General features: G+C 42.4%; 24 protein-coding genes. 8 read left to right on the top strand and 16 right to left on the bottom strand.

Annotated elements, in window-relative coordinates; genetic code table 11:
• Window positions 1-426 precede the first annotated feature (426 nt).
• Together ACFQZS_RS13965 and ACFQZS_RS13960 are read left to right on the top strand one after the other, a co-directional pair.
• Complete coding sequence (locus tag ACFQZS_RS13965; RefSeq protein WP_377101239.1) at window positions 427-1,800, top strand: methyltransferase RsmF C-terminal domain-like protein; 1,374 nt, start codon at window positions 427-429, stop codon at window positions 1,798-1,800.
• A 52-nt stretch (window positions 1,801-1,852) separates the two neighbouring features.
• On the top strand, window positions 1,853-2,506 hold the full coding sequence (locus tag ACFQZS_RS13960; protein ID WP_377101237.1) for a lysophospholipid acyltransferase family protein: 654 nt from the start codon (window positions 1,853-1,855) through the stop codon (window positions 2,504-2,506).
• Window positions 2,507-2,513: 7 nt separating this feature from the next.
• On the opposite strand, the gene ACFQZS_RS13955 is transcribed toward ACFQZS_RS13960, so the two are convergent.
• From ACFQZS_RS13955 to ACFQZS_RS13920, 8 genes are all read right to left on the bottom strand, one after another.
• A complete protein-coding gene (locus tag ACFQZS_RS13955; RefSeq protein ID WP_377101236.1) occupies window positions 2,514-3,998 on the bottom strand; it encodes a tetratricopeptide repeat protein in 1,485 nt (494 codons plus the stop codon).
• Between the two features lie 88 nt (window positions 3,999-4,086).
• Complete coding sequence (locus ACFQZS_RS13950; RefSeq protein ID WP_377101234.1) at window positions 4,087-6,147, bottom strand: hypothetical protein; 2,061 nt, start codon at window positions 6,145-6,147, stop codon at window positions 4,087-4,089.
• 62 nt (window positions 6,148-6,209) lie between these two features.
• A complete protein-coding gene (locus ACFQZS_RS13945) occupies window positions 6,210-8,357 on the bottom strand; it encodes a tetratricopeptide repeat-containing sensor histidine kinase (protein ID WP_377101232.1) in 2,148 nt (715 codons plus the stop codon).
• 194 nt (window positions 8,358-8,551) lie between these two features.
• A complete protein-coding gene (locus ACFQZS_RS13940; RefSeq protein WP_377101230.1) occupies window positions 8,552-9,298 on the bottom strand; it encodes a LytR/AlgR family response regulator transcription factor in 747 nt (248 codons plus the stop codon).
• Window positions 9,295-10,335 carry a sensor histidine kinase gene (locus ACFQZS_RS13935; protein ID WP_377101228.1) on the bottom strand — a complete coding sequence of 347 codons (1,041 nt, stop codon included), beginning with the start codon at window positions 10,333-10,335 and terminating at the stop codon, window positions 9,295-9,297. Before ACFQZS_RS13935 ends, ACFQZS_RS13940 begins: the two co-directional genes overlap by 4 nt.
• Before the next feature lie 37 nt (window positions 10,336-10,372).
• A complete protein-coding gene (locus tag ACFQZS_RS13930) occupies window positions 10,373-11,215 on the bottom strand; it encodes a LiaF transmembrane domain-containing protein (RefSeq protein ID WP_377101226.1) in 843 nt (280 codons plus the stop codon).
• A 117-nt stretch (window positions 11,216-11,332) separates the two neighbouring features.
• Window positions 11,333-12,370 carry an agmatine deiminase family protein gene (locus ACFQZS_RS13925; protein WP_377101224.1) on the bottom strand — a complete coding sequence of 346 codons (1,038 nt, stop codon included), beginning with the start codon at window positions 12,368-12,370 and terminating at the stop codon, window positions 11,333-11,335.
• Window positions 12,371-12,462: 92 nt separating this feature from the next.
• Complete coding sequence (locus tag ACFQZS_RS13920) at window positions 12,463-13,332, bottom strand: carbon-nitrogen hydrolase (RefSeq protein WP_377101222.1); 870 nt, start codon at window positions 13,330-13,332, stop codon at window positions 12,463-12,465.
• Between the two features lie 203 nt (window positions 13,333-13,535).
• On the opposite strand from ACFQZS_RS13920, the gene ACFQZS_RS13915 reads away from it, so the two are divergent.
• Both ACFQZS_RS13915 and ACFQZS_RS13910 read left to right on the top strand, forming a co-directional pair.
• Window positions 13,536-14,495, top strand: a complete 960-nt coding sequence (locus ACFQZS_RS13915; RefSeq protein ID WP_377101220.1) for a lysylphosphatidylglycerol synthase transmembrane domain-containing protein — start codon at window positions 13,536-13,538, stop codon at window positions 14,493-14,495.
• Window positions 14,496-14,510: 15 nt separating this feature from the next.
• Entirely contained in the window at window positions 14,511-15,215 is a 705-nt protein-coding gene (locus ACFQZS_RS13910; RefSeq protein WP_377101217.1) for an SDR family NAD(P)-dependent oxidoreductase, read from the top strand.
• A gap of 50 nt (window positions 15,216-15,265) precedes the next feature.
• Here the strand turns inward: ACFQZS_RS13910 and ACFQZS_RS13905 are convergent, their stop codons facing one another.
• Together ACFQZS_RS13905 and ACFQZS_RS13900 are read right to left on the bottom strand one after the other, a co-directional pair.
• The gene (locus ACFQZS_RS13905; RefSeq protein ID WP_377101215.1) at window positions 15,266-15,541 is read right to left on the bottom strand and encodes a hypothetical protein; all 276 of its coding nucleotides are present in this window, start codon (window positions 15,539-15,541) and stop codon (window positions 15,266-15,268) included.
• Between the two features lie 155 nt (window positions 15,542-15,696).
• Window positions 15,697-16,032, bottom strand: coding sequence for a single-stranded DNA-binding protein (locus ACFQZS_RS13900; RefSeq protein WP_377101213.1), 336 nt, complete (start codon window positions 16,030-16,032; stop codon window positions 15,697-15,699).
• 141 nt (window positions 16,033-16,173) lie between these two features.
• Between ACFQZS_RS13900 and ACFQZS_RS13895 the strand changes: the two genes are divergently transcribed.
• Complete coding sequence (locus ACFQZS_RS13895) at window positions 16,174-16,539, top strand: hypothetical protein (protein ID WP_377101212.1); 366 nt, start codon at window positions 16,174-16,176, stop codon at window positions 16,537-16,539.
• Window positions 16,540-16,703: 164 nt separating this feature from the next.
• Window positions 16,704-18,251, top strand: coding sequence for an NAD(P)/FAD-dependent oxidoreductase (locus ACFQZS_RS13890; RefSeq protein WP_377101210.1), 1,548 nt, complete (start codon window positions 16,704-16,706; stop codon window positions 18,249-18,251).
• Between the two features lie 95 nt (window positions 18,252-18,346).
• Here ACFQZS_RS13890 and ACFQZS_RS13885 read toward each other — a convergent pair whose 3' ends face one another.
• The 3 genes from ACFQZS_RS13885 to ACFQZS_RS13875 form a co-directional block, all read right to left on the bottom strand.
• Window positions 18,347-18,565, bottom strand: a complete 219-nt coding sequence (locus ACFQZS_RS13885; RefSeq protein WP_377101209.1) for a hypothetical protein — start codon at window positions 18,563-18,565, stop codon at window positions 18,347-18,349.
• Between the two features lie 100 nt (window positions 18,566-18,665).
• A complete protein-coding gene (locus ACFQZS_RS13880; protein WP_377101207.1) occupies window positions 18,666-19,061 on the bottom strand; it encodes a hypothetical protein in 396 nt (131 codons plus the stop codon).
• Window positions 19,062-19,073: 12 nt separating this feature from the next.
• Entirely contained in the window at window positions 19,074-19,646 is a 573-nt protein-coding gene (locus ACFQZS_RS13875) for an RNA polymerase sigma factor (protein WP_377101205.1), read from the bottom strand.
• A 141-nt stretch (window positions 19,647-19,787) separates the two neighbouring features.
• On the opposite strand from ACFQZS_RS13875, the gene ACFQZS_RS13870 reads away from it, so the two are divergent.
• Complete coding sequence (locus tag ACFQZS_RS13870) at window positions 19,788-20,153, top strand: CoA-binding protein (RefSeq protein ID WP_377101203.1); 366 nt, start codon at window positions 19,788-19,790, stop codon at window positions 20,151-20,153.
• 118 nt (window positions 20,154-20,271) lie between these two features.
• Here the strand turns inward: ACFQZS_RS13870 and ACFQZS_RS13865 are convergent, their stop codons facing one another.
• The 3 genes from ACFQZS_RS13865 to ACFQZS_RS13855 are packed head-to-tail and all read right to left on the bottom strand — an operon-like array spanning window position 20,272 to window position 21,774.
• Window positions 20,272-20,628: a hypothetical protein gene (locus ACFQZS_RS13865; RefSeq protein WP_377101201.1), complete on the bottom strand. Its 357-nt coding sequence runs from the start codon at window positions 20,626-20,628 to the stop codon at window positions 20,272-20,274.
• Window positions 20,629-20,660: 32 nt separating this feature from the next.
• Entirely contained in the window at window positions 20,661-21,296 is a 636-nt protein-coding gene (locus tag ACFQZS_RS13860) for a hypothetical protein (protein WP_377101199.1), read from the bottom strand.
• A complete protein-coding gene (locus ACFQZS_RS13855; RefSeq protein ID WP_377101197.1) occupies window positions 21,280-21,774 on the bottom strand; it encodes an RNA polymerase sigma factor in 495 nt (164 codons plus the stop codon). Before ACFQZS_RS13855 ends, ACFQZS_RS13860 begins: the two co-directional genes overlap by 17 nt.
• Window positions 21,775-21,987: 213 nt before the next feature.
• Here ACFQZS_RS13855 and ACFQZS_RS13850 point away from each other — a divergent pair, with 213 nt between their 5' ends.
• Entirely contained in the window at window positions 21,988-24,732 is a 2,745-nt protein-coding gene (locus ACFQZS_RS13850; protein ID WP_377101195.1) for a hypothetical protein, read from the top strand.
• Window positions 24,733-24,736: the final 4 nt, after the last annotated feature.

Raw genomic sequence — 24,736 nt, 5'->3', positions numbered from 1 at the left:
TATTCCACTCTTCGAATTGCTTCTCTGATTGGTTAACCGCGTCCTACCGCTCGTTACATGATTGCATCTTTTAAAAGAACTTTCGTCGTTCTCTGTCGCAGAGAACTATTTTGTAAAACCCTTGCGGATTCTATTTTTTCAGTGTTTTGCTTCGTTGTTGAAGCGGCTGCAAAGATGCGAATAATTTAGTATTCATGTCAAGTGTTATTTTCACTTTTTTTAAATTATTTTTTCTTCGCAACTTTTCAAAAAACAACCGGCTTTTTTACCGGCCGGGTTGCAAATGTAAGCAGAAAATCTGAGGTGCCGAAAACATTTTTTATAATTTTTTCTATCACCACATAAACCACTGTAAACTAACCTTTAGCATAAACACATCTTTTATTAAAACCTACCCTATTGCGCTTTTTGTATATTTGAACACAGATGGAGACGACGCAATTCCCCCCCAAATTTCTTGAATTATTAGACAGTGAGCCGGGCTTTAACCGCGAAAGTTTTGTTGATGCACACCAAAAAACGCCCGCGCCAACCACTATCCGCCTAAATCCATTTAAAAAAGCTGATATAAAAACAGGCAATCAAGTGCCCTGGAGCGCGGATGGCTTTTACCTGGATGCACGTCCATCGTTCACTTTTGACCCACTTTTTCATGCCGGGGCCTATTATGTGCAGGAAGCATCGTCTATGTTTATCGGCTACATACTACAACAAATAAAACAACAGGAGCCTGTAAAGATACTTGACTTATGTGCCGCGCCGGGAGGTAAAAGCACCTTGTTAAACTCCGCCATGACGACCGAAGACCTTTTGGTGGCTAACGAGATCATTAAAACCCGCGTACCCATACTGGCTGATAATTTGACCCGGTGGGGAATGGCCAACACCATAGTTACCAATAACGACCCTAAAGATTTTGAACGCCTGCCCGGCTTTTTCGATATAGTATTAGTTGACGCGCCTTGTTCGGGCTCGGGCATGTTCAGGAAAGACCCGGAGGCCATGACGGAGTGGAGCGAGGCTAACGTTAACCTTTGCCACCAGCGACAGGAACGCATTTTGGCTGATGTTTACCCGGCATTAAAGGAAGACGGATACCTTATATATAGTACATGCTCTTACTCGCATCAGGAAAACGAGAATATATTGGATTGGTTATGCCAGACGTTTAATATGGAAAGCATACGTATACCTATTAATAACGACTGGGGTATAGTAGAAACACAATCAGCTTTAAAACACGCATGGGGGTATCGGTTTTATCCGGGCAAGGTACAGGGCGAAGGTTTGTTTGCCGCCTGCCTGCGCAAAAAGGAAGAAACTTCTGATCCGGGCTCTTTTAAAAACAACAATAATCAAAAGGTGGATAAACAGGGGCTGGAATTGGTACGCAGCTATATTGCGACGCCAGAAAAGTTCTATTTTTTTAAAGTGAATGATGACTGGCTGGCTATTAATAACGTGCATAAGGAGAGCCTGAACTTATTGGCACATCGCCTATATATAAAAAAATCTGGTGTGCGCATTGGTAAAGTTGCTGGGCGCGATGTTGTGCCCGACCACGAATTAGCTTTAAGTACCATAGTAAATAAGGATGTTATTTTACAAACACCTTTGGACTACAACCAGGCAATACAATACTTAAGGCGAGATAACCTAACTATTGATACAGCCGATAAAGGCTGGAGCTTGATGACTTACGAGGGGCAAGCCTTAGGTTGGGCCAAGCTACTGCCTAATCGTATAAATAACTATTATCCTAAGGAGCTGCGGATATTATCGCAGCCTGCTAAAAGCTGATATTTGTTCGATAGTTGCACCCTGCTTTTATAAATACATTAAATTAGCGGCCATGATCATCAAATCAAAACCGTTAAAGCCCTTCTTTTTTAAGTGCGGAAGCATTTTGATCTCGGCAATACTAAAACGGCGCTTTAATAAACTGATCATTAACCCCGTTGAACTAAAGCCCAACCACTCATATATATTAATGTGTAACCATTTTAGTTTTTTGGATGGTTTTTTGGCTTTTTACTTATGCGGACAAGTTTTATGGAAGCCTGGATTTATGCGCAGGCTTTATATCATGTCGGTTAAAAAGCAAATGGAGAAAAATCCATGGTTGCGTTACTGCGGAAGCTTTTCTGTTGAGCCCGGCAAACTATCATTAATAGAGAGTTTTGATTACATAGGCGAAAAGTTATCAGAGCCGGGCAATTTGTTTCTTTACTTTCCACAAGGAAACCTGGAGAGTATGCACATACCGGATATTGAATTTCAGGATGGAATTAACGAAGTGGTGAGCCGCGTAAAGGGCAACTGCCAGTTAATTTGGTGCAGTAATATTATTGAGTACTTTGAAAGCACAAAGCCATCTTTATATTTTAACATGTTAGATTGCGGAACTACTGCAGATTATAATTTTAACCAGCTTGTGGAAAAAGTAAACGTACATCACAAAAAAGCGCTGCAAAAACAGGTGAGGTTTACAAAGCCGGGCAAGTAAGCCAGTCTTAATCGGCTTTTATTCGTGACAGGCCATCTTTAGCCTGGTTATCAATACTGTTTTGATATTCGTGATTTTTCATTGACAGGGTTTGTTTAAAAAACTCCGCTGCCTTTTTAAAATCGCGTTTCTTCTCGTAGATAAGTCCGCTTAACAGCGCGGAGTTTGCTGCATAATAATAACTGGTTGCCTTGCCTAAATTTATCGCGCGCTGATAGTTGGTTAATGCAGCGGTATCGTTTTCCATAGCATCATACGTGCGGCCAAAGCGATAGTAATATTCCGTTTTATCGCGCACTATCTTTAGTTCGCTAAACTGTTTTGCCTTGAGCATAGCAAGTGCTTTATCATAATATCCGCCATCAAAATAAAACCTTGCCCGCAACAATTCTTCGTCAGGCCGTGCATCATTTGCTTCCTTTAACGCCTCTTTATCTTTTTCATCTGCTGCTGAGCCCCTGGTACGCACTATATTAAGATAGTTATTATAGCCATCGATATCTTTTTTTAGAAAAGCGCAATAAGCTATTTTTAAATAGGCATCCTTGTTAAAACTATCCCCCTTGTTTTCGCTTATAAACCTCAGCAAATACTTATCAGCATCCCTGTCCATTCTGCATAATTTGGCATTGGCCAGCCAATAAGTTATTACCGGCATATCCATATACTCGGAAGTTTGCGGAGCCTCTGTAAACTTGCTTATGGCTACATCTGTATGGCCGGTTTTAAAAGCAATATAGCCTTGCAAGTAGTTTTTTAATAAACTCTTCTCGCTCATGTCGCCCGCCATGGCCATTAATTGCGCATAACTATCCTTATTTCTCAAAATATCAATATTTGCCAGCGCTATAATAAAAGTAACTTCGTCTTTGTAAAAACTGTATTTAGTACCGTCTAACTGCCCGCGTAGGCGTTGCAATTGTTTAAGGCCTGTCGGTAGGTCGCCTTTAACCCCTAAAATGCCGACTATTCCTTTTGCGCTTGGGGGTATGGCCCCTATCAGGATATTTAACCAGCCAATACTTTTTTGATTAGGAATAAAATCCTTAAATTTTTCGGCATTACTCAAAAGCAACTTGCGTCCTTTACGCATATCAAAAACAGCCGAAGTGTTATCGCCAAATTTGGCTTTTAAAACTGCCGATTGTATATAAATATCAGCCTGCGTAAACATATAATAGGGTGAATTTTCGTCATTGTCCTCCAGCGCATCGAGCCTGGTAGAACGCCTGTCTTTGTATTTTTCATAATCTGCCCTGTTGCTTGAGGTGAGCAGATAAAAATAATCCATGTAATTCTCCAGCAGAAGGACGATACCATTATCGGGGTTGATACGTTTTTCTTCGGCAATTAATCTTTTTGCCTCCGGGAAACGCAATTCAAATACGGCTTTGAAAGCGGCCGTGCAGTTTTGATCTAAAGTAAAATCGGCTTTAGCAGATTGTTGGAGAGTGAAAAAAAATAAAAATAACAGTACGTATTTATAGCGCATCTTTCAAAGGTATCTTATTTAAACAAATAAGTAAACCAATTATTGCCACTTGGGTTTTTCAAAGTTGCAAGTAACGCAGACGACAGAATTAAAGCGCAGCCTTAAATCCTACACCATAAAATCTGCGGTTATCTGTAATAGTAGAGCTATTAGTCATCAACATATTGCGCGAATTTGCATAAACCTCAAAATTCCTTTGGCCAGAAACTTTGAAGCTATAGCCTGCATAAATGTTTTGCAGATTGATAGAATAATACTTGCTCCCGAGGCCGGTATACTGCGAACCTATAAAACCTCCCTGATTAAAACAATACAATATATCTAACCCGCCAGAGAATTTTTTATATGCCAGCCTGTTCACCATCCCCCCGGTAACGTAATTTGTATTGGGCTGAGTAGTTTGATCATAGAAGGGTTTGTTCTGGGCATCATACAAAACGTACTTAAAGGCTGTTATGTTAAATAAAGAACTCCACTTAAGGTTGCCATGGGTTAATATATCGGCATTAACGGCTACCCTGTGTATTTTGCCTTGCTTATTAAATAATAAATAAGCGGGGATGGGAAAATAGGCATACTGCGATACTATAACCGGATTGGACTGTTTAATTTGCTGATAATTGTAGCTAAACGATAAACGGTTGCTTAATATGGCGTATGATACTCCTCCCTGAAACTGATCAAACCTTGCCAGAAAGTTACTACCGGGTGCATAGGGATAAGTGGTAGTAGATGTAAAAGGAATTACCTGGTCAGACAAAGTTGCGCGTGGCTCAGCACCCGTAACCATTGCCTTTGCATATGATGCAGAAAAAACCAAGGATGAGCTTGCCGATTTAACGTTGATCGCTTTTAAAACGTCTACACCTACATTGGCAAATGGTGTAATAGCTGGCTTTTCAACAGCATATGAGTTTTGCAAACCAGTACTCAAAAATTGCTGAAAACCGCCCTGCAGCAATATCATATCCTGATAATTAAACGCGATAGACGGAGTTAACAGCGATACAGACGTTTTACCGGCAGTGTTTCTATAAAAGTTTTGGACCTGGTTAGTTTGAACGACAGTGCTGTTGCTTAAATAGGATGAGTTACTGGTAAGTTTTTTATACGTAAAATTTACAGCCGGTTGTATACTGAGTTTCCCGACATTAATATTGTACGACAGGTTATCGTTAAATACAAAGCTTTTCAGATTCTCAGCACTGTCTATTTTAGTATTGTAGTTTAATATAACAGCACTGGAGCCATACATTTGAACAGACTCTTGACTTCTGCTTAAGTTGCCGTTGGTGTTCTGAGTCTGATAACCTAAATTTAACCTATTGACAAGTTTGCCCGCTATATTTGAAATAAGGCCTGCATTAGCATAAAAAAGTTTTTGCGTTCCGGAGCCGGTGCTGTTAAAAGTATTATAGCCTTGAGCTGTAAGGCCGCGCTGTATAATACTTACATCATCATTTTGAGGCACGTAGCCCGTGGTAATATTTAAACTGTTGGCTTTATTCAATTGGGCGTTAAGATATCCGCTAAACTTAAAACGATTTGCGGTGTAGGTGTCTGATGGTATGGTGGTAAAGTTTGATGTTGGATACGGGTTGCTTTGAACAGATGCGGAAAAACCTGCATTTACTTTTCCGGTATTTTTGTAAGCCGATAAATAGTATTGACTGTAAAATTCCTTAGAGCTGCCTGCATTATCATATGCGCTGCGCACGTTAACCAGGTTGGTTTGCCCGTTTACGTTTACGCCCGATCCGGGTTTTGTACCTCTTTTTGTTTTAACCAGCAACAATACTTGCCCGGGCAGTGCTCCGTTTAAATAGGCTGCAGCATTTTGTACCATTGTTATTTCATCGATATCAAAAATGCTGTAAGCATTTACATCAGTATTCAAAAATCCATCTACCACATACACATAGCTTCTCTTATCACCGTAATAGCCATAAAGCCAAGTGGTAATTACATCATTAATATTAGTAAAGGGGATCTTCTCCAATTCTGCCGCTTTTATGGTGACGGATTGGGTAAACTTTTTTGAAAGGTTTAGCCGGCCAAGCTCATAAAGGGTAGTGTCTTGCTGCGCTTTAGCAGCAACGTTAAAAACCAGCGATAAAAAAACTGCGATAAGCGGTATACGTATAAGCATAATTGTAAAAGGTTAGGCAAATATAAAATTCCGGGCAATATTATTTCCCTGCAGCGATAGATTTAAGGATGCATTGGCAGATCAAAACACAATTTGGTGCCAATATCCAGTTCGCTTTCAACCCAGATTTTCCCGCCGTACTTTTCAATCAGATCTTTGCAAAACAAAAGTCCCATGCCGGTTCCGCTTTCATTCTCAGTACCTTGCAAGCTGCTTACGCGGCTTTTAAACAGATTGGCCAAATGCTCTTCGCTCATTCCAATTCCATTGTCTTTGATACAAAAAAACATACCGTTATTTTTTTCAAAAGCAGATATTTCAATTACCCCACCCCTGTTTGAAAACTTAATGGCGTTGGTTAAAAAATTATGAATAACAATACGGATGGAATTGGGATCAGCAAACGCGGTAACATCTGTATCTATGGTTACTTTTATATCCAAATCCTTTTGCGCTATCTTGTCTTCCAGGTGCGTAAGTTCTTTATGTACTACCTCAAGTATTTTAAACGCTTTGATATTGGCATCGGTAGTATCAACCTGGCTGTTTATCCAAAAAAGCAATGTATCCAAAAAGTCTGATGTATGTTCAAGTTTGTTAAATACGGTCGGCGTCATTTCAACAAACTCAGTGTGTGTAATGCTTTTATCTATCATTAAATTAAAAAGCCCGCGCAAGGTGCTTATAGGGGCTCTCAGATCATGCGCAAGCACACCAATTAGCCTGTCTTTTAACAAATTAAGCTCATTTAATTTAACAGATTGGTTTTGAATATCCTCCTGATGCAACAGTATCTCGTTGTTTTTTTCCTGAAGCAGCGCGTTAATGGCCTTTTGCCTGCGCCTGCCACGATAGTATATAATAGCCAAAGTAGCTATCACAATTATTATAGCCACATATGCCACATTCACGCCCTTTTGTAGTGCAATCTTCTTCTTAAAGGCTGCTTCCTTTTTTTGTTGCCGATCAATGATCTGTTTCTGTTTCTTTGCGAATTCTATTTCGATATTATAAGAAGCGATTTTATGGATGCTTTCATTATGTTTTAAACGGCTGCGTAACGCCGAATAAAGAAGCATTTGCTCGTATGCATCCTTAAAGCGCCTTAATCCAGCCAGGGCCGTGCTAACTTCTTTAATAGCATCAACCTTTACTCCTTTAATACCAATTGTACTGGCGGTAGTTTGCGCATTAACAGCGTACTTGTAGGCCTCGCTAAAATTTTTTCTGCTATTATATATTGTTGCAAGGCCCAGGTAAGCATTAGCTACGTTATATTTTATCCTGCTTTGATTGGCTGATTTGAGCGACAAATGGAGATAGTACAATGCAGAATCTGTTTGATCTGTTCTAAGCTTAAATAAACCCAGATCGTAATAGATGAGACTTAGTCCGTCATGATCATCCACGGCCGTATAACCCGCTTCTGCGTATCTGAAATTGCGTAAAGCAGCATCATACTTTCCCTGGTCAAGCAACACCTCTCCAATATTTTGGTAAATGGCGCTAAGGCCCTGTTTATCGTCAAGTTTATACCAAATGTCGCGTGCTTTTCCATAATAATCCAAGGCCTTTGCATTAAGCGCCAGTTCGTGCATTATTACGCCTATGTTGCAGTATTTATCCGCCGCAGACAGGTCGTCTTTCTGCTTTATATTGATAATGAGCGACTTAAAATAATTATCAAGCGCTCTGGAGTAATCGCCTTTGTTATCGTAGGTAATTCCTATTAAATTATAACACTCTGCTTCGTCTGCCTCGTTACCAGCTTTGCTACTTATTTGCAGCGCTTGATTGTAAAGCTGGATGGCTTTATCATAGTTACCCAGATAATCTGCTATACTGCCTAACCCCGTATAACTGTTGTAAAGCCCATGCTTATGGTTAATCTGTATATATATATCAAGCGCATTTTTGTAAAGTCGCTCAGAAGTTTTATAATCTCCCCTAAAAGCACTCACAGAAGCAACCTGTACGCTGCCATCTGCAACTCCCTGAATGTCATTTATTTTTCTGGCTAGTTTTATTTCCAATTCGCCGTAGTACCTGGTACTGTCGGGATGTGATTCATAAAACTCATAGGCTAATGTGTTAATGCGCCTGATGGTGGTAGTATCAACCCCGGCGTTATTTCTCAGCTTGTTCGAAATAAGTTTCTTTAAACTATCTGTTACTCCATTAAGGGGATGCGCAGACAGAGCAGAACACACGGTGTTCAAAATAATAAATATCGCGCAATGAAGTTTCAACGCCTTTATCAGTCAATAGTATATTTAACTAATATATAAATATATAATAGTTTTAAGGCGGTAATATAATCCAAAAAAACCGCGTTTAGCGGTTTTAAAAAAAGTGCGATCGGAATTTACACAACGAACAGGAATATGAGCGAGCAAACCGATTGTTATATGCCTAACACTTGTTTTAACTTAATATAGCCGGTTTTACTAACCGGAATTTTGGCTCCGGATTTAAGAATAGCTAAATGGCTATCTTTTTCATAAGGATCTATCCGGGTAATTTCCTGCACGCTTAATATGTACGAGCGATGAACGCGCACAAAATGCCGTGGATCAAGCGTTTGCTCAAAAAAGCTCATGGTTTTGTTTTTAAGGAATGAGCCCTCTTGGGTAAATACACTTACATAGTCATCATCGGCTTGTAGGTATTGTACATCGGCAACCGGTATAATTTTAACCTTGGTACCGGTTTTTACCACAATACGCTCATGCTGCTGCGGCGAATGTGATGCCGTTTCTAAAAGATTTTCTGTTTGTTTTGGCGCGACGCCGCTACTTGATGCCTGCGCCAGGTATTTTTCTATAGCCTTTGCAAAACGCTCTTTACTAAAAGGTTTTAGCAAGTAATCAACAGCGTGTGCTTCAAACGCTTTTATTGCATATTCATCAAAAGCGGTAGTGAAAATAATGGCAGGTGCATCATCCACCAGCTCCAGCATTTCAAAACCGTTTATTTTAGGCATTTGCACATCTAAAAAAACCAGATCGGGCTTGTGTTGCTGTATAGCTTTTAAGCCCTCAAATCCATCACCGCATTCCTGCAGTACTTCTACTTGCGGAAAATCCAGCAAATATTCCTGCACCACCATTCGGGCCAAAGGTTCATCGTCTATAAGTAAAGCTCGGGTCATAACTGCGGTATTTTTATTATGGTTGTAAATATATTATCATTTGCGTGTGTTTCCATCAAATCATTACGTGCAAATAATAAATATAAACGGCGCTGCACACCGCTTAAACCAAAACCGGTTCCTTGCCGCGGGCGCGATGTTTTAGGATCAAAGGGGTTTTGCACTATCAGTTCAAGGTAGTTTCCGTCCAGCTCTGCCCTTATGCTTACCACTACCTCTTCAGTAGTGTCATAAAGACCAAACTTAATGGCATTTTCTACCAATGGTTGTAGCAGCATGGCCGGCATAACGCAAGCTCCGCAATTAACATCACAGCTTATCTCGGTTTTTAAACGGTGCCCAAACCTAACTTTTTCAATATCAAGATATAAATTAAGATGCTGCAACTCTTCATTCAAAGTAACCTGTTGCTGGTCGTCTTTACGCAAAGTTCCCCGTAAAAAGTCAGACAACTGATGTATCATTTTCCGCGCTTGTTCTGGCTTAAACCCTATCAAGGCGTTGATTGAGTTAAGGCTGTTAAACAAAAAATGTGGTTGCAATTGCTGGCGCAAGTTATACAGTTCAGCTTCGCGGGCCAGCTTTTCGGCTTCGGTTTTACGCCTCTCATTTTCCTTCTGATCCTGCTGAGTATACCATATCATACTTATCATAGCCATCCACCCTATTGCCAAAAAGTTGGTAAAAAAGCGTATCGCTATGGATTGGCTCATTAATGTATCATAACCTGTAATGTGGTTTAAAAAAGGGAGCAGTATATAACGGCTTCCGGCAGTACAAGCAGCGGCAAGGGCCACGCACCATATAAATATGTTAATATAACTGCCTTTGCCCGGCTGGTAATAACGTAAATTATTATTAATAAGCCAGCAGGCCGCCGCAAGCAAAATGCTGCTCACTGCAGCATCACTCACGGCGGTAAGCCAATCAAGGTCAAAACTGTGTATAATATAGCTTTGCAGGCAGGCCCAAACCAGCCCGCAAGCCGCAAACGCGCCACGAAGTTTTGAAAAGGTTAATGTTGGTTGAGTAGCCACAACTATGTTTTACTGTATTGATTACTAAGCTCTATAATTAATAGCTACGTACATCTACACCTGCAAAAATTGAGATGCCTTTTATTACAAGAACTTTATTAGCGTCTTGCGGCACAGTTGTTCTAACCCGTTTATCATCAAATCCGGCAAAGATAGCTGCCACGTCAGATACTACTGTCCAGTGCGATGGCACTATCAACTTAACACCACCAAATACCTGGGTAACATCAATGCTTATCCTACCATTTATATCTGCCTGCGTTAAGTCTATTTCGGCTCCGCCAAATACATTCACAATTTCGCCGCCCTGAAAGTTCTTTGAATAGATGGTTTTTTTTACGCTGCCAAAAATAGCAACCGCATCCAGATGTTCATCCCCGGAATAAAATGGCTGACTTTGTGTATTGGCGGCGGTATTGGTATCGGTAGCTTTGCTAAAATCTATGGTTGACTTTTCTGCAGCTTCAGGTTGCGGTACACTGAAATCGTATTTATCGTTGTCCCATTTTTTCTTCCAGCTTTTTTTATCCCAATGCGTAGTTTGATTACGTTTTAAAATAAGCCATATACCAAATACAATTAATACTGCCGGCCATATCATAGCGCCGCTGTGAAAACCCGGTATAATTTCGCCAAGTAAAAAAATTGTTCCAACGGCAACCACTATTAACCAGGCCGAGTTGCGGAAATTGCTTTTACCACCGGTATAAAGCCCCCAGCCAATAACCCACATAGGCCAGCTGGTTATCCAGTTTGGGAAGAAGAAGAAATCAAATTCATTTAACAACCATGATGCGCCTATGCATAGCAAAACAATGCCTGCTATAACCTTCCCTTTGTTAGCGGTACCTTGGTGATCTATATTAGTGTTATTATCCATGTCTTTTTAAATTATTGTTACTCAAAAGTAACGCACTAATATAGTAACCTCAACTTAAAAAAGGCAAGTAAGCGGTAATAACTCGGTAAAAGCGGGTAATATGTCGGTGAAAAAAATTTATACCTCAGGCTCCTGCTGGCTAAGGCAATGAAAACTGCCCAAACCCCAGATAATATCTGTGGAGTCAATACCAATAACTTTCCTGTCAGGGAAGCAATTTGTCAATATATCCAAAGCTTTATCATCGTTGGCACAGCGGTAAGTTGGTACCACAACAGCAGCATTACCTATGTAAAAATTAGCGTATGATGCCGGCAAGCGTTGGTCGTCATAGATCACTGCATCTGGCATTGGCAATTCAATTACATCTAACTGTTTGCCATTAAGCAGGCGCATGGTTTTAAGGGCATGCAAATTTTCCTGTAAAAGATGATAGTTATCGTCGTTTTTATTCTCTTCCACAACTGTTACTACAGTGTTCTCATTCACAAAACGGGTTATATCGTCTATATGACCATCAGTATCATCGCCCACAATACCATCGCCCAGCCATAGTATTTGCTCCGCGCCATAATAGTTGTATAAATATTCTTCTATTTGCTGCTGATTAAGATTTGGGTTGCGGTTAGGGTTAAGCAAACAAGCTGTTGTAGTAAGTATGGTTCCCTTTCCGTTAAAATCAACTGAACCGCCCTCCATAACAATCCCCGGATGATAAACGGGTAGGTTAAAATGGTTGGCTATTTTGGTAGGAATAACGTCATCCAGATCAAACGGCGGATACTTACCACCCCATGCATTATAACCCCAGTCAACAATTGCTTTCTGCTTTGTTACCGGGTTAATCAAAAACGCCGGACCATGGTCACGACACCACGCATCGTTACTTTCAAACTCAAAAAATTCTACCCGGCTCAGATCACAATCAACCAATTGCAATTGCTGTTTGGCAAAAGCAGCCATATACTCATCCTTCACATTGATGCGGACAATCTCGCCTTCGGTTAAAGCTTTTATAAACTCGCAATATTTAGGATATATGGTTACGATCTTACCCGGCCATGATTCTTCCTTGTGCGGCCAACTTAACCATGTAGCAGTATGTTTAGCCCATTCGGCGGGAAAATGAAATCCTTGTTGCTTTGGGTAGTTCATGATCGATATAAGTAAACTGTCATTGCGAGGTACGAAGCAATCGCGAACTTTTCTCCGTGCGATTGCTTCGTACCTCGCAATGACAAAATGTGTTAGTCGTTATCTAAGAGGCGTTTTGTTATGGGTTGATAGGAGTCTATTCTCCTGTCGCGTAAAAACGGCCAGTGGGTACGGTAAAAATCGGTTTTATTCAAATCCAACTCCTGTACTACAACCTCCTCATCATCAGTTGATGTTTGATGTATCAAAGCGCCGAAGGGATTGGCAAAGAAAGATCCTCCCCAGAACTTAACACCGGCTTCTTCTCCTACCCTATTAACACTCACCACATGCACACCGTTGGCAACAGCGTGGGAACGCTGAATGGTTTGCCATGCATTGTATTGCTCCACATTGGTAGCTTCGTCCTGTGTTGTAGCCCAGCCAATGGCGGTTGGATAAAATAATATCTCGGCACCCATCAGCGCGGTAATTCTTGCCGCTTCAGGATACCATTGATCCCAACAGATCAGTACGCCTATAGTAGCGAATTTGGTTTTGAAAACTTTGTAGCCCAGATCGCCTGGTGTAAAGTAAAATTTCTCGTAAAAACCGGGATCATCCGGTATGTGCATTTTGCGGTACTTACCCAGGTAAGCGCCATCGGCATCTAACACGGCGGTAGTGTTATGGTAAAGGCCCTGCGCCCGTTTTTCAAATAAGGATGCTATAATAACAACACCCAGCTCGGCAGCAACTTTTGAAAGCTCATCGGTTGATGGACCGGGAATAGCTTCTGCCAGTAAAAAATTGTCATGGTCTTCAACATCGCAAAAATACAGCGATGTAAAAAGTTCCTGCAAGCAAACTATCTGCGCACCTTTTTGGGCCGCCTCGCGTACTTTTACAATTGCTTTCTGCAAATTTTGCTGCTTATCAGCCGTGCAGCTCATTTGTACAATACCAACATTTACTTTACTCATGGTAGCGTTAAAATTTTTGCAAAGGTAGTTTTTTTGGAAGATTAGTTATTGAAGATTAAAGATTAGTTGCCGGTTGTATGGTCATATTTCTCTAATTTTTTTCTCCATAAATGTTACTAACCTATGCTAATTAACAACTATTTAACGAATCTCTAATCTTCAATCTTTAATTAACTAACCGCTAATCATTACCTTTGCGCCCAATGACAGAAATTGAAGAAGTAGTAGACGAAGGCACCGAACATAAAACCTGGAAAGGAAAATTATGGAGCGTTGTTAAGGTAGTGCTGATAATTGTTGTTACGGGCGGTTTGTTATACTACGTATTTAGTAAGGTTCCCTTTGCCAAAATACAGGCGCGTTTAGCCAATGGCGATAAGGTATGGATGACAGCCGCTGTTTTGAGCTACGTAGCCTCCATGTTATTTTCATCATGGCGATTGCTGAGTTTTTTTAAATCCATTGGCCTAAAATTAGACTGGCGGTTTAACCTGCGTTTATACTTTTTGGGGCTGTGCTACAATGTGCTGTTACCGGGCGGTATAGGCGGCGACGGATACAAGATCTATCTGCTGCATAAACGATATAAACTACCCACAAAAAAGGTTTTCTGGGCCATTTTGTTCGACAGATTGAGCGGGTTTTGGGCTATTGGAGCTATAGTTGTAGGGCTTATTATTTTGATACCCAGTTTTCCTTATCATCTAGCTTACCCGTTAATGATTGTCTCCATAGGATCAGTAATTTATTACTTTGTTGCACGTAAATTTTTTAGAGATTACACACATAAGTTTTTCCAGGGGCACGCTAAAGCTATATGCGTACAAAGCATGCAATTGCTTTCTATTGTTTGTTTACTGATGGCACAGGGTTTCGACGGTAAATTTGCGCCTTATCTGTTATCGTTTTTGTTTTCCTCGCTGGCAGCCATAATTCCTTTTAGCTTGGGTGGTGGTGGTATACGAGACGCACTATTTTTAACGCTCGCCCGTCAGTTTAACCTTACCGAAGACATGGCGGTGTATCTTAGTTTTGGGTTTTATCTAATTTCTATAATTGTAGCGCTATTGGGCGTTTATTATGTTTTACGGCCTAGCCGTTTAGAAGAGGGTTTGCCCAAACAAGATGTGGTGAGCGAAGAACCCTCAAGCCCTAACGCATAATACTATATTTGTTGTATGAACATTATTATAACAGGTGCCAGCAGCGGCGTTGGTTTTGAAGCGGTAATAGAACTGCTTGCAACAAGCAAGCATAAAGTAATTGCGCTGGCCCGCTCGCAGGATAAGTTGGAGAAACTCGCAGAAATTTCTCTAAGCTTAAATCCCGACGCTGTTATATACCCAATTGTGTTTGACATTGTACATGATGACTATGCGGATCTGCAGCAATTCATTAAAACGCACTTTGATGGAACACTGGATGTTCTGATCAATAACGCAGGCGCGCTGGTAAATAAACCATTTACCGAACTATCAGAAACAGACATTGTAGAAATGCTGCAAAGCAATTACCTGGGGCATGTGCGCATTATTCAAAATTTGTACCAGTTTATGTCATCGGGTTCGCATATCTTAAATATCGGCAGCATGGGTGGTTTTCAGGGCAGTTCAAAGTTTGCCGGCCTGTCGGCTTACTCAGCCAGCAAAGCTGCTTTACATACACTTACCGAGTGCCTTGCCCAGGAGTTTGCCGAAAAAGGCATCGCCGTTAACTGCCTGGCTTTAGGCTCGGCACAAACAGAAATGCTGGAGAAAGCTTTCCCGGGTTATCAATCACAGGTAATGGCGTTTGAAATGGGTAAGTACATTGCCGATTTTGCACTAACCGGCCATAAATTTTTTAACGGGAAAGTTTTGCCGGTGGCGTTGAGTACGCCGTAAATAAGAAAGCCCAAGCAAAATTCCTGGACTTTGATACTTGTTTAAATTAACTATCTCTTCAAAATCAGCATTATAACAGCTATAGTGGCTGTAAATTGTCCGGCCCAAAAAATAAACATCCACTTAATCATTTCAGCTTTATTATCGCCCATTTCCTTCCGAAGCTGACCAATGTCATCTTTCGTAGCTAATGATTTAATAGTTGTTTCCACAGACCGTTCTGTTTTGTTATCGATGTATTTGAACATGGCCTCGGCCGTATCGTTACCTAATTTGTCTGATAACAACTGATACAGCCGGGCAGTTTCTTTTGCTTCTAAGTACATAACAAATATAATTAATAAATGTGATAAGGTTAGGTTTTGGTGATGCAGGGCTTAGGATTATATGTTGTTGTAAGTTGTAAGTTATAGGTTGTAAGGGCGAAATTATTAAACCATGTGGTAAGTATTACCTGCAACTCACAACATGCAACTCACAACTATTTGCCTGCCGTTTTTAAAAATTCATGCACTACCACTTCAGTTGCGTAGCGTTTAATGCCATCTTTATCAATATAGCTGCGGTTGCTTAATTTACCTTCAATAACTACTTCATCGCCTTTTTTTAACATATCGCCTGCAAGGCCAGCCTGTGCACCCCAAACTACCAGGTTGTGCCATTGCGTTTCGGTTATGCGCTCGCCTTTATCGTTCTTGTAGCTATCGTTGGTGGCTAATGATAGCTTGGTTAATTTCTTGTTGCCGTCAAACATTTTTACTTCCGGATCCATACCCAGGTTTCCTACCAGGCGTACGCTGTTCTTTAATGAGTTCATGATGCTAATTTTTTCGTTTCGTATTTGATGAAACAAAGGTGCGGCTTGCTAAAAAAATTAGTCGGTTAATAATCGTTTACAATCGACAATAACCATTTGCAAACGTTTGCAAATAAATATAATATTGATTACCTTAGCCTTATGAACACCGAAAAAACCTGTTTAGATTGTGGTAATGTTATTCACGGACGTGCCGATAAAAAATTTTGCAATGATTTGTGCCGTAATAATTACAACAATCAGCTAAACAGTAACAGCTATAACCTCATTCGCAACATTAATAATATATTAAAACGCAACCGCCGTATTATGGAGGAGCTAAACCCATCAGGCAAAACAAAAACTACTACGGTTAAGATGGCGGCCAAAGGTTTTAACTTTAAATACCTTACCAATAAATACGATACCGCCAACGGCAAAACTTACCACTTTTGCTACGAATACGGCTACCTGCCGCTGGATGGCGAAGAGGTGCTGCTGGTAAAGCGCGAAGAAAAAACAGAGTGATAAAGATTAAAGATTGGTGGATTGAAGATTAGTAATTAGTTAGCACTCCAAAAATCTTCCATCTTAACGGCCCATCTCCCACTCCCAATCTTTAATCTTCAACCACCAATCTTCGCCACCAATCACTACCTTTGCTCAATCCGGGATAAAAACCCGGCAACGTTATGGTAAAAGAAATTGAAATTGTATGCTCGCCAGAGCAGCACGAAGATTTATCGGCGCTAAAAAACATAGCCGCTACCACGCTTAAGGTTTCCGCTAATCAGGTAACCGACCTTAAAATTTTAAAGCGCTCCATTGATGCCCGCGGCCGCAAGGTAGTTTACCGCATGCAGGTGCAGGTTTTTATTGGCGAGCATAAAGCTCCAGAAATATTTACAGTTAACTATCCTGATGTTAAGAATAACAAACCTGTAATTATTGTAGGTGCAGGTCCGGCAGGGTTATTTGCCGCCCTGCAATGCATTGAAATGGGTTTAAAGCCTATAGTTTTAGAGCGGGGCAAAGATGTAAAACAACGCCGCCGTGATCTGGCCAACATTAACAAGCAAGGCCTGGTTAATCCCGAATCCAACTACTGCTTTGGCGAGGGTGGCGCGGGTACTTATTCTGATGGCAAACTCTACACCCGCTCAACCAAACGCGGCGATGTGAACGCGGTTTTGAAAACCTTTGTGGCGCACGGCGCAGACGAAGATATATTGATTGATGCACGGCCCCATATAGGCACCAATAAACTGCCGCAAATAATTACCGCCATGCGCGAAAGCATTCAAAATGCCGGCGGCGAGGTGCGGTTTGATGCGAAGGTTACGGAGTTGCTTATCAGTTTTGATCAAATAAAAGGGGTGCAATTGGCCACCGGCGAAAAGCTTGAGGCCGATGCTGTTATACTGGCCACAGGCCACTCCGCGCGCGATGTTTTTGAAATGCTGCGCCGCCAGGATATATTAATGGAGGCAAAAGCTTTTGCCTTGGGCGTACGTATTGAACATCCGCAGGAAATTATTGACCGCGCCCAATACCATTGCGATGTGCGCGGCGAATATTTACCGCCATCTTATTATAATATGGTTGAGCAGGTAGATGGTCGCGGCGTATTTTCTTTCTGCATGTGCCCCGGCGGCATTATTGCCCCCTGTGCTACAGAGCCGGGCGAAATTGTGGTAAATGGCTGGAGCCCATCAAAACGGAATAATCCTTTTGCTAATTCGGGCACCGTAGTTCAGATCAATTTAGAAGACGTTATTGGCGACAATGCCGATCCGTTTAAAATGCTCAATTTTCAGCATGATGTGGAAATGGCAGCTTTCCGCGCGGGTGGCGGTAACTTAGTAGCCCCAGCCCAGCGAATGGTTGATTTTGTTGAAGGATGCCTATCCCGCGATCTGCCTAAAAATTCCTACCTGCCCGGCACCAAAAGTGTTGATCTGTTAAATGTACTGCCACCCAAAATAAACGAGCGCCTGCGCAAAGCCTTGCCTGTTTTTGGCAAAAAGATGAAGGGCTATTATACCAACGAAGCCCTGCTGGTAGGTGTTGAATCGCGCACTTCATCGCCCATAAAAATACCGCGCGATAAAGAGACCTTGCAGCATCCGCAGATTAAAGGATTGTTCCCCTGTGGCGAGGGGGCTGGTTATGCGGGTGGTATTATTTCGGCAGCTATTGATGGTATAAATTGTGCCGCAGCGATAGGGAAGATCATTTAAAATGTCATCGCGAGGCACGAAGCAATCGCACGGAGAAAGGCGCTGATGCAAAGTCCGCGATTGCTTCGTACCTCGCAATGACAGAAAAAATAAGGTTAGTAAGCCAATTCCTCGCAAGCAAACCCCGCATCATGCAGCAGCACCTCTATCTGCCGCGGCGAAAATTGGTCATCAGACACTACCCGTAAAATATTGTCGCAATCTTCCAGGTCAAAGTTCCAGTCCTCAATTTCGGGGCGCGAACTTAACAAGGGTTTAATGCTATCAACCTGATGTGGCGCCGAAACGCTTGTTGTAAATACCAATACGTTCATGTTGTTGTTGATTAAGTTTTGTAATAAGCGGGAGGAAGTACGCAATAAATCCTCCCGCCCTTATAACGATCATACTGACCCAAACGGGACAACTCGCTCGTTATTCTTCTGCTTTTTTTACATCTTCGGGCCAATCGTTCCATTTGTTAGCAAAGGGATGATGTCCGCAGCGCTCCTTCATTTTTTGTTTAAATGCTTCGCGCTCCTCAGGCGACATATTGGCAAGGCGCTCTTTCATCTTCCAGCGCATCCACGGTGCCCGGCCACCGCCACCCATCGGGCCGCAACCGTGACGGCCGCCGCGGCCAAAGCCAAATAATAATTTGCATAATACAAACAAGCCCATGGCCTGCCAGAAGGTAATAATACTATACCCGAATATGCCGGGTATGAGGCAGTTCCACAACGTCATTACCGCCAGGCTAACCAGCGACAAGAATGCCGCGGCAGCCAGAGGTATAAATACGAAGCGGCCTCTATAAAATACTTTTTTCATTTTCTTAAATTCTTAATATCGTGTTATATCTAAATACAATTGTTGTAAACGGTTGCGCAGGTGCAGCACGGCGTAGCGCTTGCGCGATACCAGCGTATTCACGTTCACTCCCGTTAGTTCTGCAATTTCCTGAAAGGTCATGTCGTCCATTTCCTGCCAGATAAATACCTGCCGCTGTTCTTCGGGCAGCTCATCCAGGGCCCTGAATAACTCTTCCCAAAACAGGTTGCGCAGATAAGATGTCTCGGGTGTAACCTCATCGGTCATTAAAATAGCCTGCAGGTCGCTGGTGTCGTCGTCGTCATCATCGCTGATGAAAAGATCATCCAGTAAACTTTCCGACCGCTTTTTATGCTTATCCGTTATTTTGTTCCTTGCCACTTTATACAGCCAGGCGCCTGTCTGTTCAATGGGTTGGGCATTGACTACCGAGCTGAACTGAAACCATACATCCTGCAGAATATCTTCGGCATCAGCATCGCTCTTCACCCGCTTGCGGATAAAGCCCATTAAGCTTTTGCCATACTCCTTTATTGTATTAAGGATGTGGCTGTTCTTGTCTTCGGGCATTACGGTGGTGATCAATGTTTTATTGCTTTATAAAGGTATAGACGACTGAGCCTTTAAAACATTTCAAAATATTTTAAATTATTTTTGATGGGCAAATAGAAATTTATCACCTCACACGTTTGTTAATTTGGCGCAGTATTTGAATACCTATATATTATGGCAGATAAAAAAACATTGATATTAGGTGCCACGCCAGATCCATCCCGTTATGCCTATCTGGCAGCCAACCGTTTAACCGGCAGGGGCCATACTATAGTAAACGTGGGAAAAAAAACAGGCGAAGTTGCAGGCGTGCCTATTGAGAAGCCCGAAACACTTCATGACGATATTGATACTGTAACACTATACGTTGGCACGCGTAACCAGCCTCCCCTGTACGATTATATATTGCGTACCAATCCTAAACGCATTATTTTTAACCCCGGAACAGAAAATACCGAACTGCAAAAAATGGCTAACGAGCGGGGGATAGAAACGGTGTATGGGTGCACGTTGGTGATGTTGAGCATTGGAGAGTATTAGCCCCCTAAGCCCGTGAAGGGGGAACTATAGCGGAACGTTTAGCCTCTTTGAGGATTTACCGCTAATGGTTCTGTCAAGTAAATTACCAGCCTATTACCCTCTTTGGAGTTAAGGGTAGTTACTTCCCCTTACGGGTAAGCAGCAGTGGCAACGAACCTCCACCTTGCACAAAAGTACCGCGAATAATAGCACTGTCGGGTTTGTAAACCCCGCCGTATTTAAAATTAAACCTGGTAGACTCTATGTTAACTGTATTACTGTTAACTGTAGTTTTATCAGCATCCAGGCCCATAGCACCCTGGTCTGTACTGTCAAAAGTTGTAGCGTAATGGTCTGCCTGTTTGTTAATGTGAAAAACTAAATGAAGTTGAGCATCACCGATATTTAATACGCCATACCAGTCCCCGGTTACCTCCTGGGCTTTTAGGTTAAAAGCTGCTGCCAATAGTATCAGTACAAAGCTTATCTTTTTCATTATTATTTCGGTATTTATCTATAATTATTGTTTTATTCTCCTTGTTTCAATTTTTCCATTTCGGTAATGGTCTCCTCTAATTTATTAAATAAACGCCCATACACCAAACGTACTTCCAATCTGTACATTTTACCCGAAAACAAAATAACCACCAACATCCAGGCCGCTAAGTAAGCCAGCCCCCATAACTCAATATTTGCGTTAGGATATTGTCTTTTCATAATGGCAAACATTCCTAATTTGTCCCACGCGGCCCACACACCAACAAAGCCGATCAAACAATAGAGCGGTAAAGAAAACCTTACTATTTTTTCAAACCTCGCGAAAATATCTTTTACGTAGGTATCAAACGATTTAAGATAATCATAACTGGTTGCTTCCTGATCTAGCGTTTTAATGTTTCTTACAATCCTCCGGGTGTACCAGATCATAACAAGCGCCATGGCACAAAAAACCAAACCATTCAAAAAAATATCCATAAAATAATCCGTAACAAGGATAACAATGAGCAACCCGTAATTAAAAACTCTGTAGTTTTTCATCCGCTGTTTTATCCGCTCAACCACATTTATCGATTTACGATTATACAGGTTGTTAACCCTTGGCGCAACCAGGCTGTTCTCATTCAGAAAGCCCTGTTTCCATATCATCTCAATTGAGTTTTCCATCTAATAATTTTTTTAAACGTTCTTTAATTCTGGCTACACGCACCGCAACATTGTTGGCGGTTGTATCTAATATTTCGGCAATTTCCTGGTAGGGCTTTTCTTCCAGATACAGTAAGATAACCGCTCTGTCAACTTCTGACAGTTGCTTTATGGCTATGTATAGCTGATTTAACGGCTCATCTTTAAAAGCCCTGTTGTCTGTTGTTACAAAATCGGGCAATGGGTCAGAAGTAAAATACGTTTGCCCGTTTCTTTTTTGTTTCTTAAGTAACGTAAGGCAAACGTTAAGCGAAATACGATACACCCAGGTAGCCCATTTGCATTGCTCATTAAAGTTATCCTTGCTTCGCCAAATTTGCAGGCATACCTCCTGGTAGTAATCCTCAAAATCCTCCTGCGAATTGGTATAGGCTTTACAGATCTTGATAATGATGCCCGCAAACGGTACAATAGATGCCTGGTAAAAATCTATGCTCAATTTGTTGTTGTTTATTGCTATTTACATGATTAGTGGCTGAAATCAAATAATATTACACTGCGCTTGATTTTTTATACCCGCATTAAACAAGCTAATTAAGTATTAGCCCACTAACTATAAAATTAGCCCGCTTCCCGCTACAATTAATCCTGCATGCGCTATCTTGTGTTAATTTATAACCCTATTGCCTTTACGGCTACCTGTATAACACCGATGAGCATAGAACCAAGCGCCCTTTCTAATTTTGATAATGCCGTTGAAGGCCAAACCCGCCGCGATTTTATAAAGATCATCGGCCTAGGCTCCGTAGCGCTGCCGCTTACCGGCTTCGCTATGAAGGACTACCCACCTGTGGCTATCGTAAGCTTGTCAACAGATGCTGTCGCCTCGGTGTCGGCACCTGTACAATGGGCCGTGGGCGAGCTTACAACGGCATTAAAAGTGTATGGCGTTACTGTTAAAACTTATGATAGTTTAAGCAAAGCGCCCGCGGGCTGTTTTTATATTGCTATAGCCAGTACCATCACAGGCACTGCATTGATCAAAGCGGCGGGTGCCAGCATAAATATTCCTGCCAAACGCGAGGCTGTGGGTCTGGTTACCACAAAACATAGCAAAGGACTGATAACCGTTGCCGCCGGAAACGATGAGCGCGGCCTTATTTATGCCCTGCTGGAACTTGCCGATCGTGTACGGCACGGCAACGATGCCATAGCGGCCCTACAAGTGTCAAAAGCAATAGTAGAGCAACCTGCCAACCGCGTGCGTAGCCTTAACCGCATTTTTGTGAGCGATGTGGAAGACAAACCCTGGTATAACGACCGGGCGATGTGGCCGCAATACCTGAGCATGCTGGCTACTCAGCGCTTTAACCGCTTTAACCTGGGCATGGGTATTGGTTATGATTTTCTACAGAATGTTACCGATGCTTATTTTCTGTTTGCTTATCCATTCCTGTTGTCGGTTCCGGGTTATAACGTGCACGTGCCGGAGTTGCCTAATGCCGAGCGTGACAATAATTTGGCGATGCTGAAATTCATCAGTGAGCAAACTGCCATGCGGGGCATGGAGTTTTATTTAGGAATATGGATGCATGGCTACGAGTGGCTAAATACCACCAACGCCAATTATAATATTAAAGGCATTGACAAAAATAACCATGGCGCTTACTGCCGCGATGCCCTGCGTTTACTGTTGCAACAATGCCCCCACATCAGCGGCATCACCTTTAGGGTGCATGGCGAAAGTGGCGTTAACGAAGGCAGCTACACTTTTTGGGAAACCGTTTTTGATGGTATTAAAACCTGCGGCCGCCCGGTGCAAATTGATATGCATGCCAAAGGCATTGATGATGGCATGATCAACACCGCGCTTAAAGTAGGAGTACCGGTAAGTATTTCGCCAAAATACTGGGCAGAACATAATGGCATGCCTTACCATCAGGCAGATATCCGCTCGCTGGAGATCCCGAAGGAAAACACCCGGTCGTCAGCCTTGATGAACCTGAGCGGTGGCTCGCGCAGTTTTACCCGCTACGGCTATGGCGACTTGCTAAAAGAAGACAGGAAATATGACGTGCTAACCCGCGTATGGCCAGGCACACAGCGCATATTGTTATGGGGCGATCCGCAGGCGGCGGCGGCGCAATCGCGCATATTCAGCTTCTGCGGAAGCGCGGGCGCGGAATTAATGGAACCGCTTTCGTTTAAAGGCCGCCGCGGGTCGGGCGTGGCCGGCGACAGGTGCGGGTATGCAGACGCTTCGCTTAAACCACGCTGGGATTGGCAGAAATATGAGTACAGCTTAGCAGTTTTCGGGCGGACACTTTATAATCCGGACACTGATGCAGTATGGAACCGTTACCTGGTTAAAAACTTTGGTGCAGGCGCTGCCACAGACGCTGGTCTTTCGCTTGCCGCCGCTTCGCGGATACTTCCGGCGTTTTTAACCGCGCATGGGGCCTCGGCAGCTAATAATATTTACTGGCCGGAGATGTACACCAACATGCCTATAACTACCGATAAGATAAAGAGCCACTATACCGATACGCCCACTCCGCGCGTATTTGGTAATGTTACTCCGTTTGATCCGCAGCTGTTTTTAGGCGTTAACGAATATGTGAAACAGCTTTTAGCCGGTAACAGTAATGGCAAATATACACCGATTGAAGTAGCGCAATGGATAGCAGATCACGCTGGTGAAGCGGAAAGCCATCTGCAGCAAATGAAATTAAAGGCCAAAAATAAGACCAGACCTGAGTACCGCCGCATGGAGATTGACATTAACATGCAGATAATGTTAGGCAAATTTTTTGCAGAAAAGCTGCGCGCCGGTTGCCTCTTCGCTATATATGAGCAGGCTAAGGACCGCGCCGCGCTTGAAAAAGCCTTGCAATTGTACAAACAAGCGCGTTCACATTGGGCTGGTGCTGCAAACCTGGCCAAGGGTGTTTACAAGTCTGATGTAGCTGTTGGTGAAGAAAAGCACCAACAGGGCCACTGGTTAGACAGGCTGCCCGCCATTGATGCCGATATTGCAGAAATGGAAAAATTGCTTGCTACAGCACAAGCATCAACAGTAGCAACTCCGCCTTTAGTTTTGACAGCGGTAAACACCTGTCTGCAAAAGCCGTTGCGTATTAATCCTGAGGTAAAACACGCGCCGGTAAAAACGTTCAAAGCCGGTCAAGACATTACCCTTGAGCTTAATATGGCAAATATTCCATCTAAAGCTATTTTACATTACCGACATGTAAACCATGGCGAGCGGTATCAGCAAGTTGAAATGAAAGCAGTTAATAAAACGCTCAGCGCCGTTATCCCGGCAAGCTATAGCAAATCTGATTATCCAATAGCTTATTATTTTGAGCTGAAACAAGATGCTGCGGCAGCAATTTTGTACCCAGGCTTTGGCGCTAAATTAACTGATGAGCCCTACTTTGTGATGCGGCAGGGGTAGAATG

This window comes from Mucilaginibacter calamicampi, from assembly GCF_042676765.1.
GTDB classification, from domain to species: domain Bacteria; phylum Bacteroidota; class Bacteroidia; order Sphingobacteriales; family Sphingobacteriaceae; genus Mucilaginibacter; species Mucilaginibacter calamicampi.
Note: the sequence above shows the minus strand (reverse complement) of the source record. Positions and strands in the feature narration are given on the sequence as shown.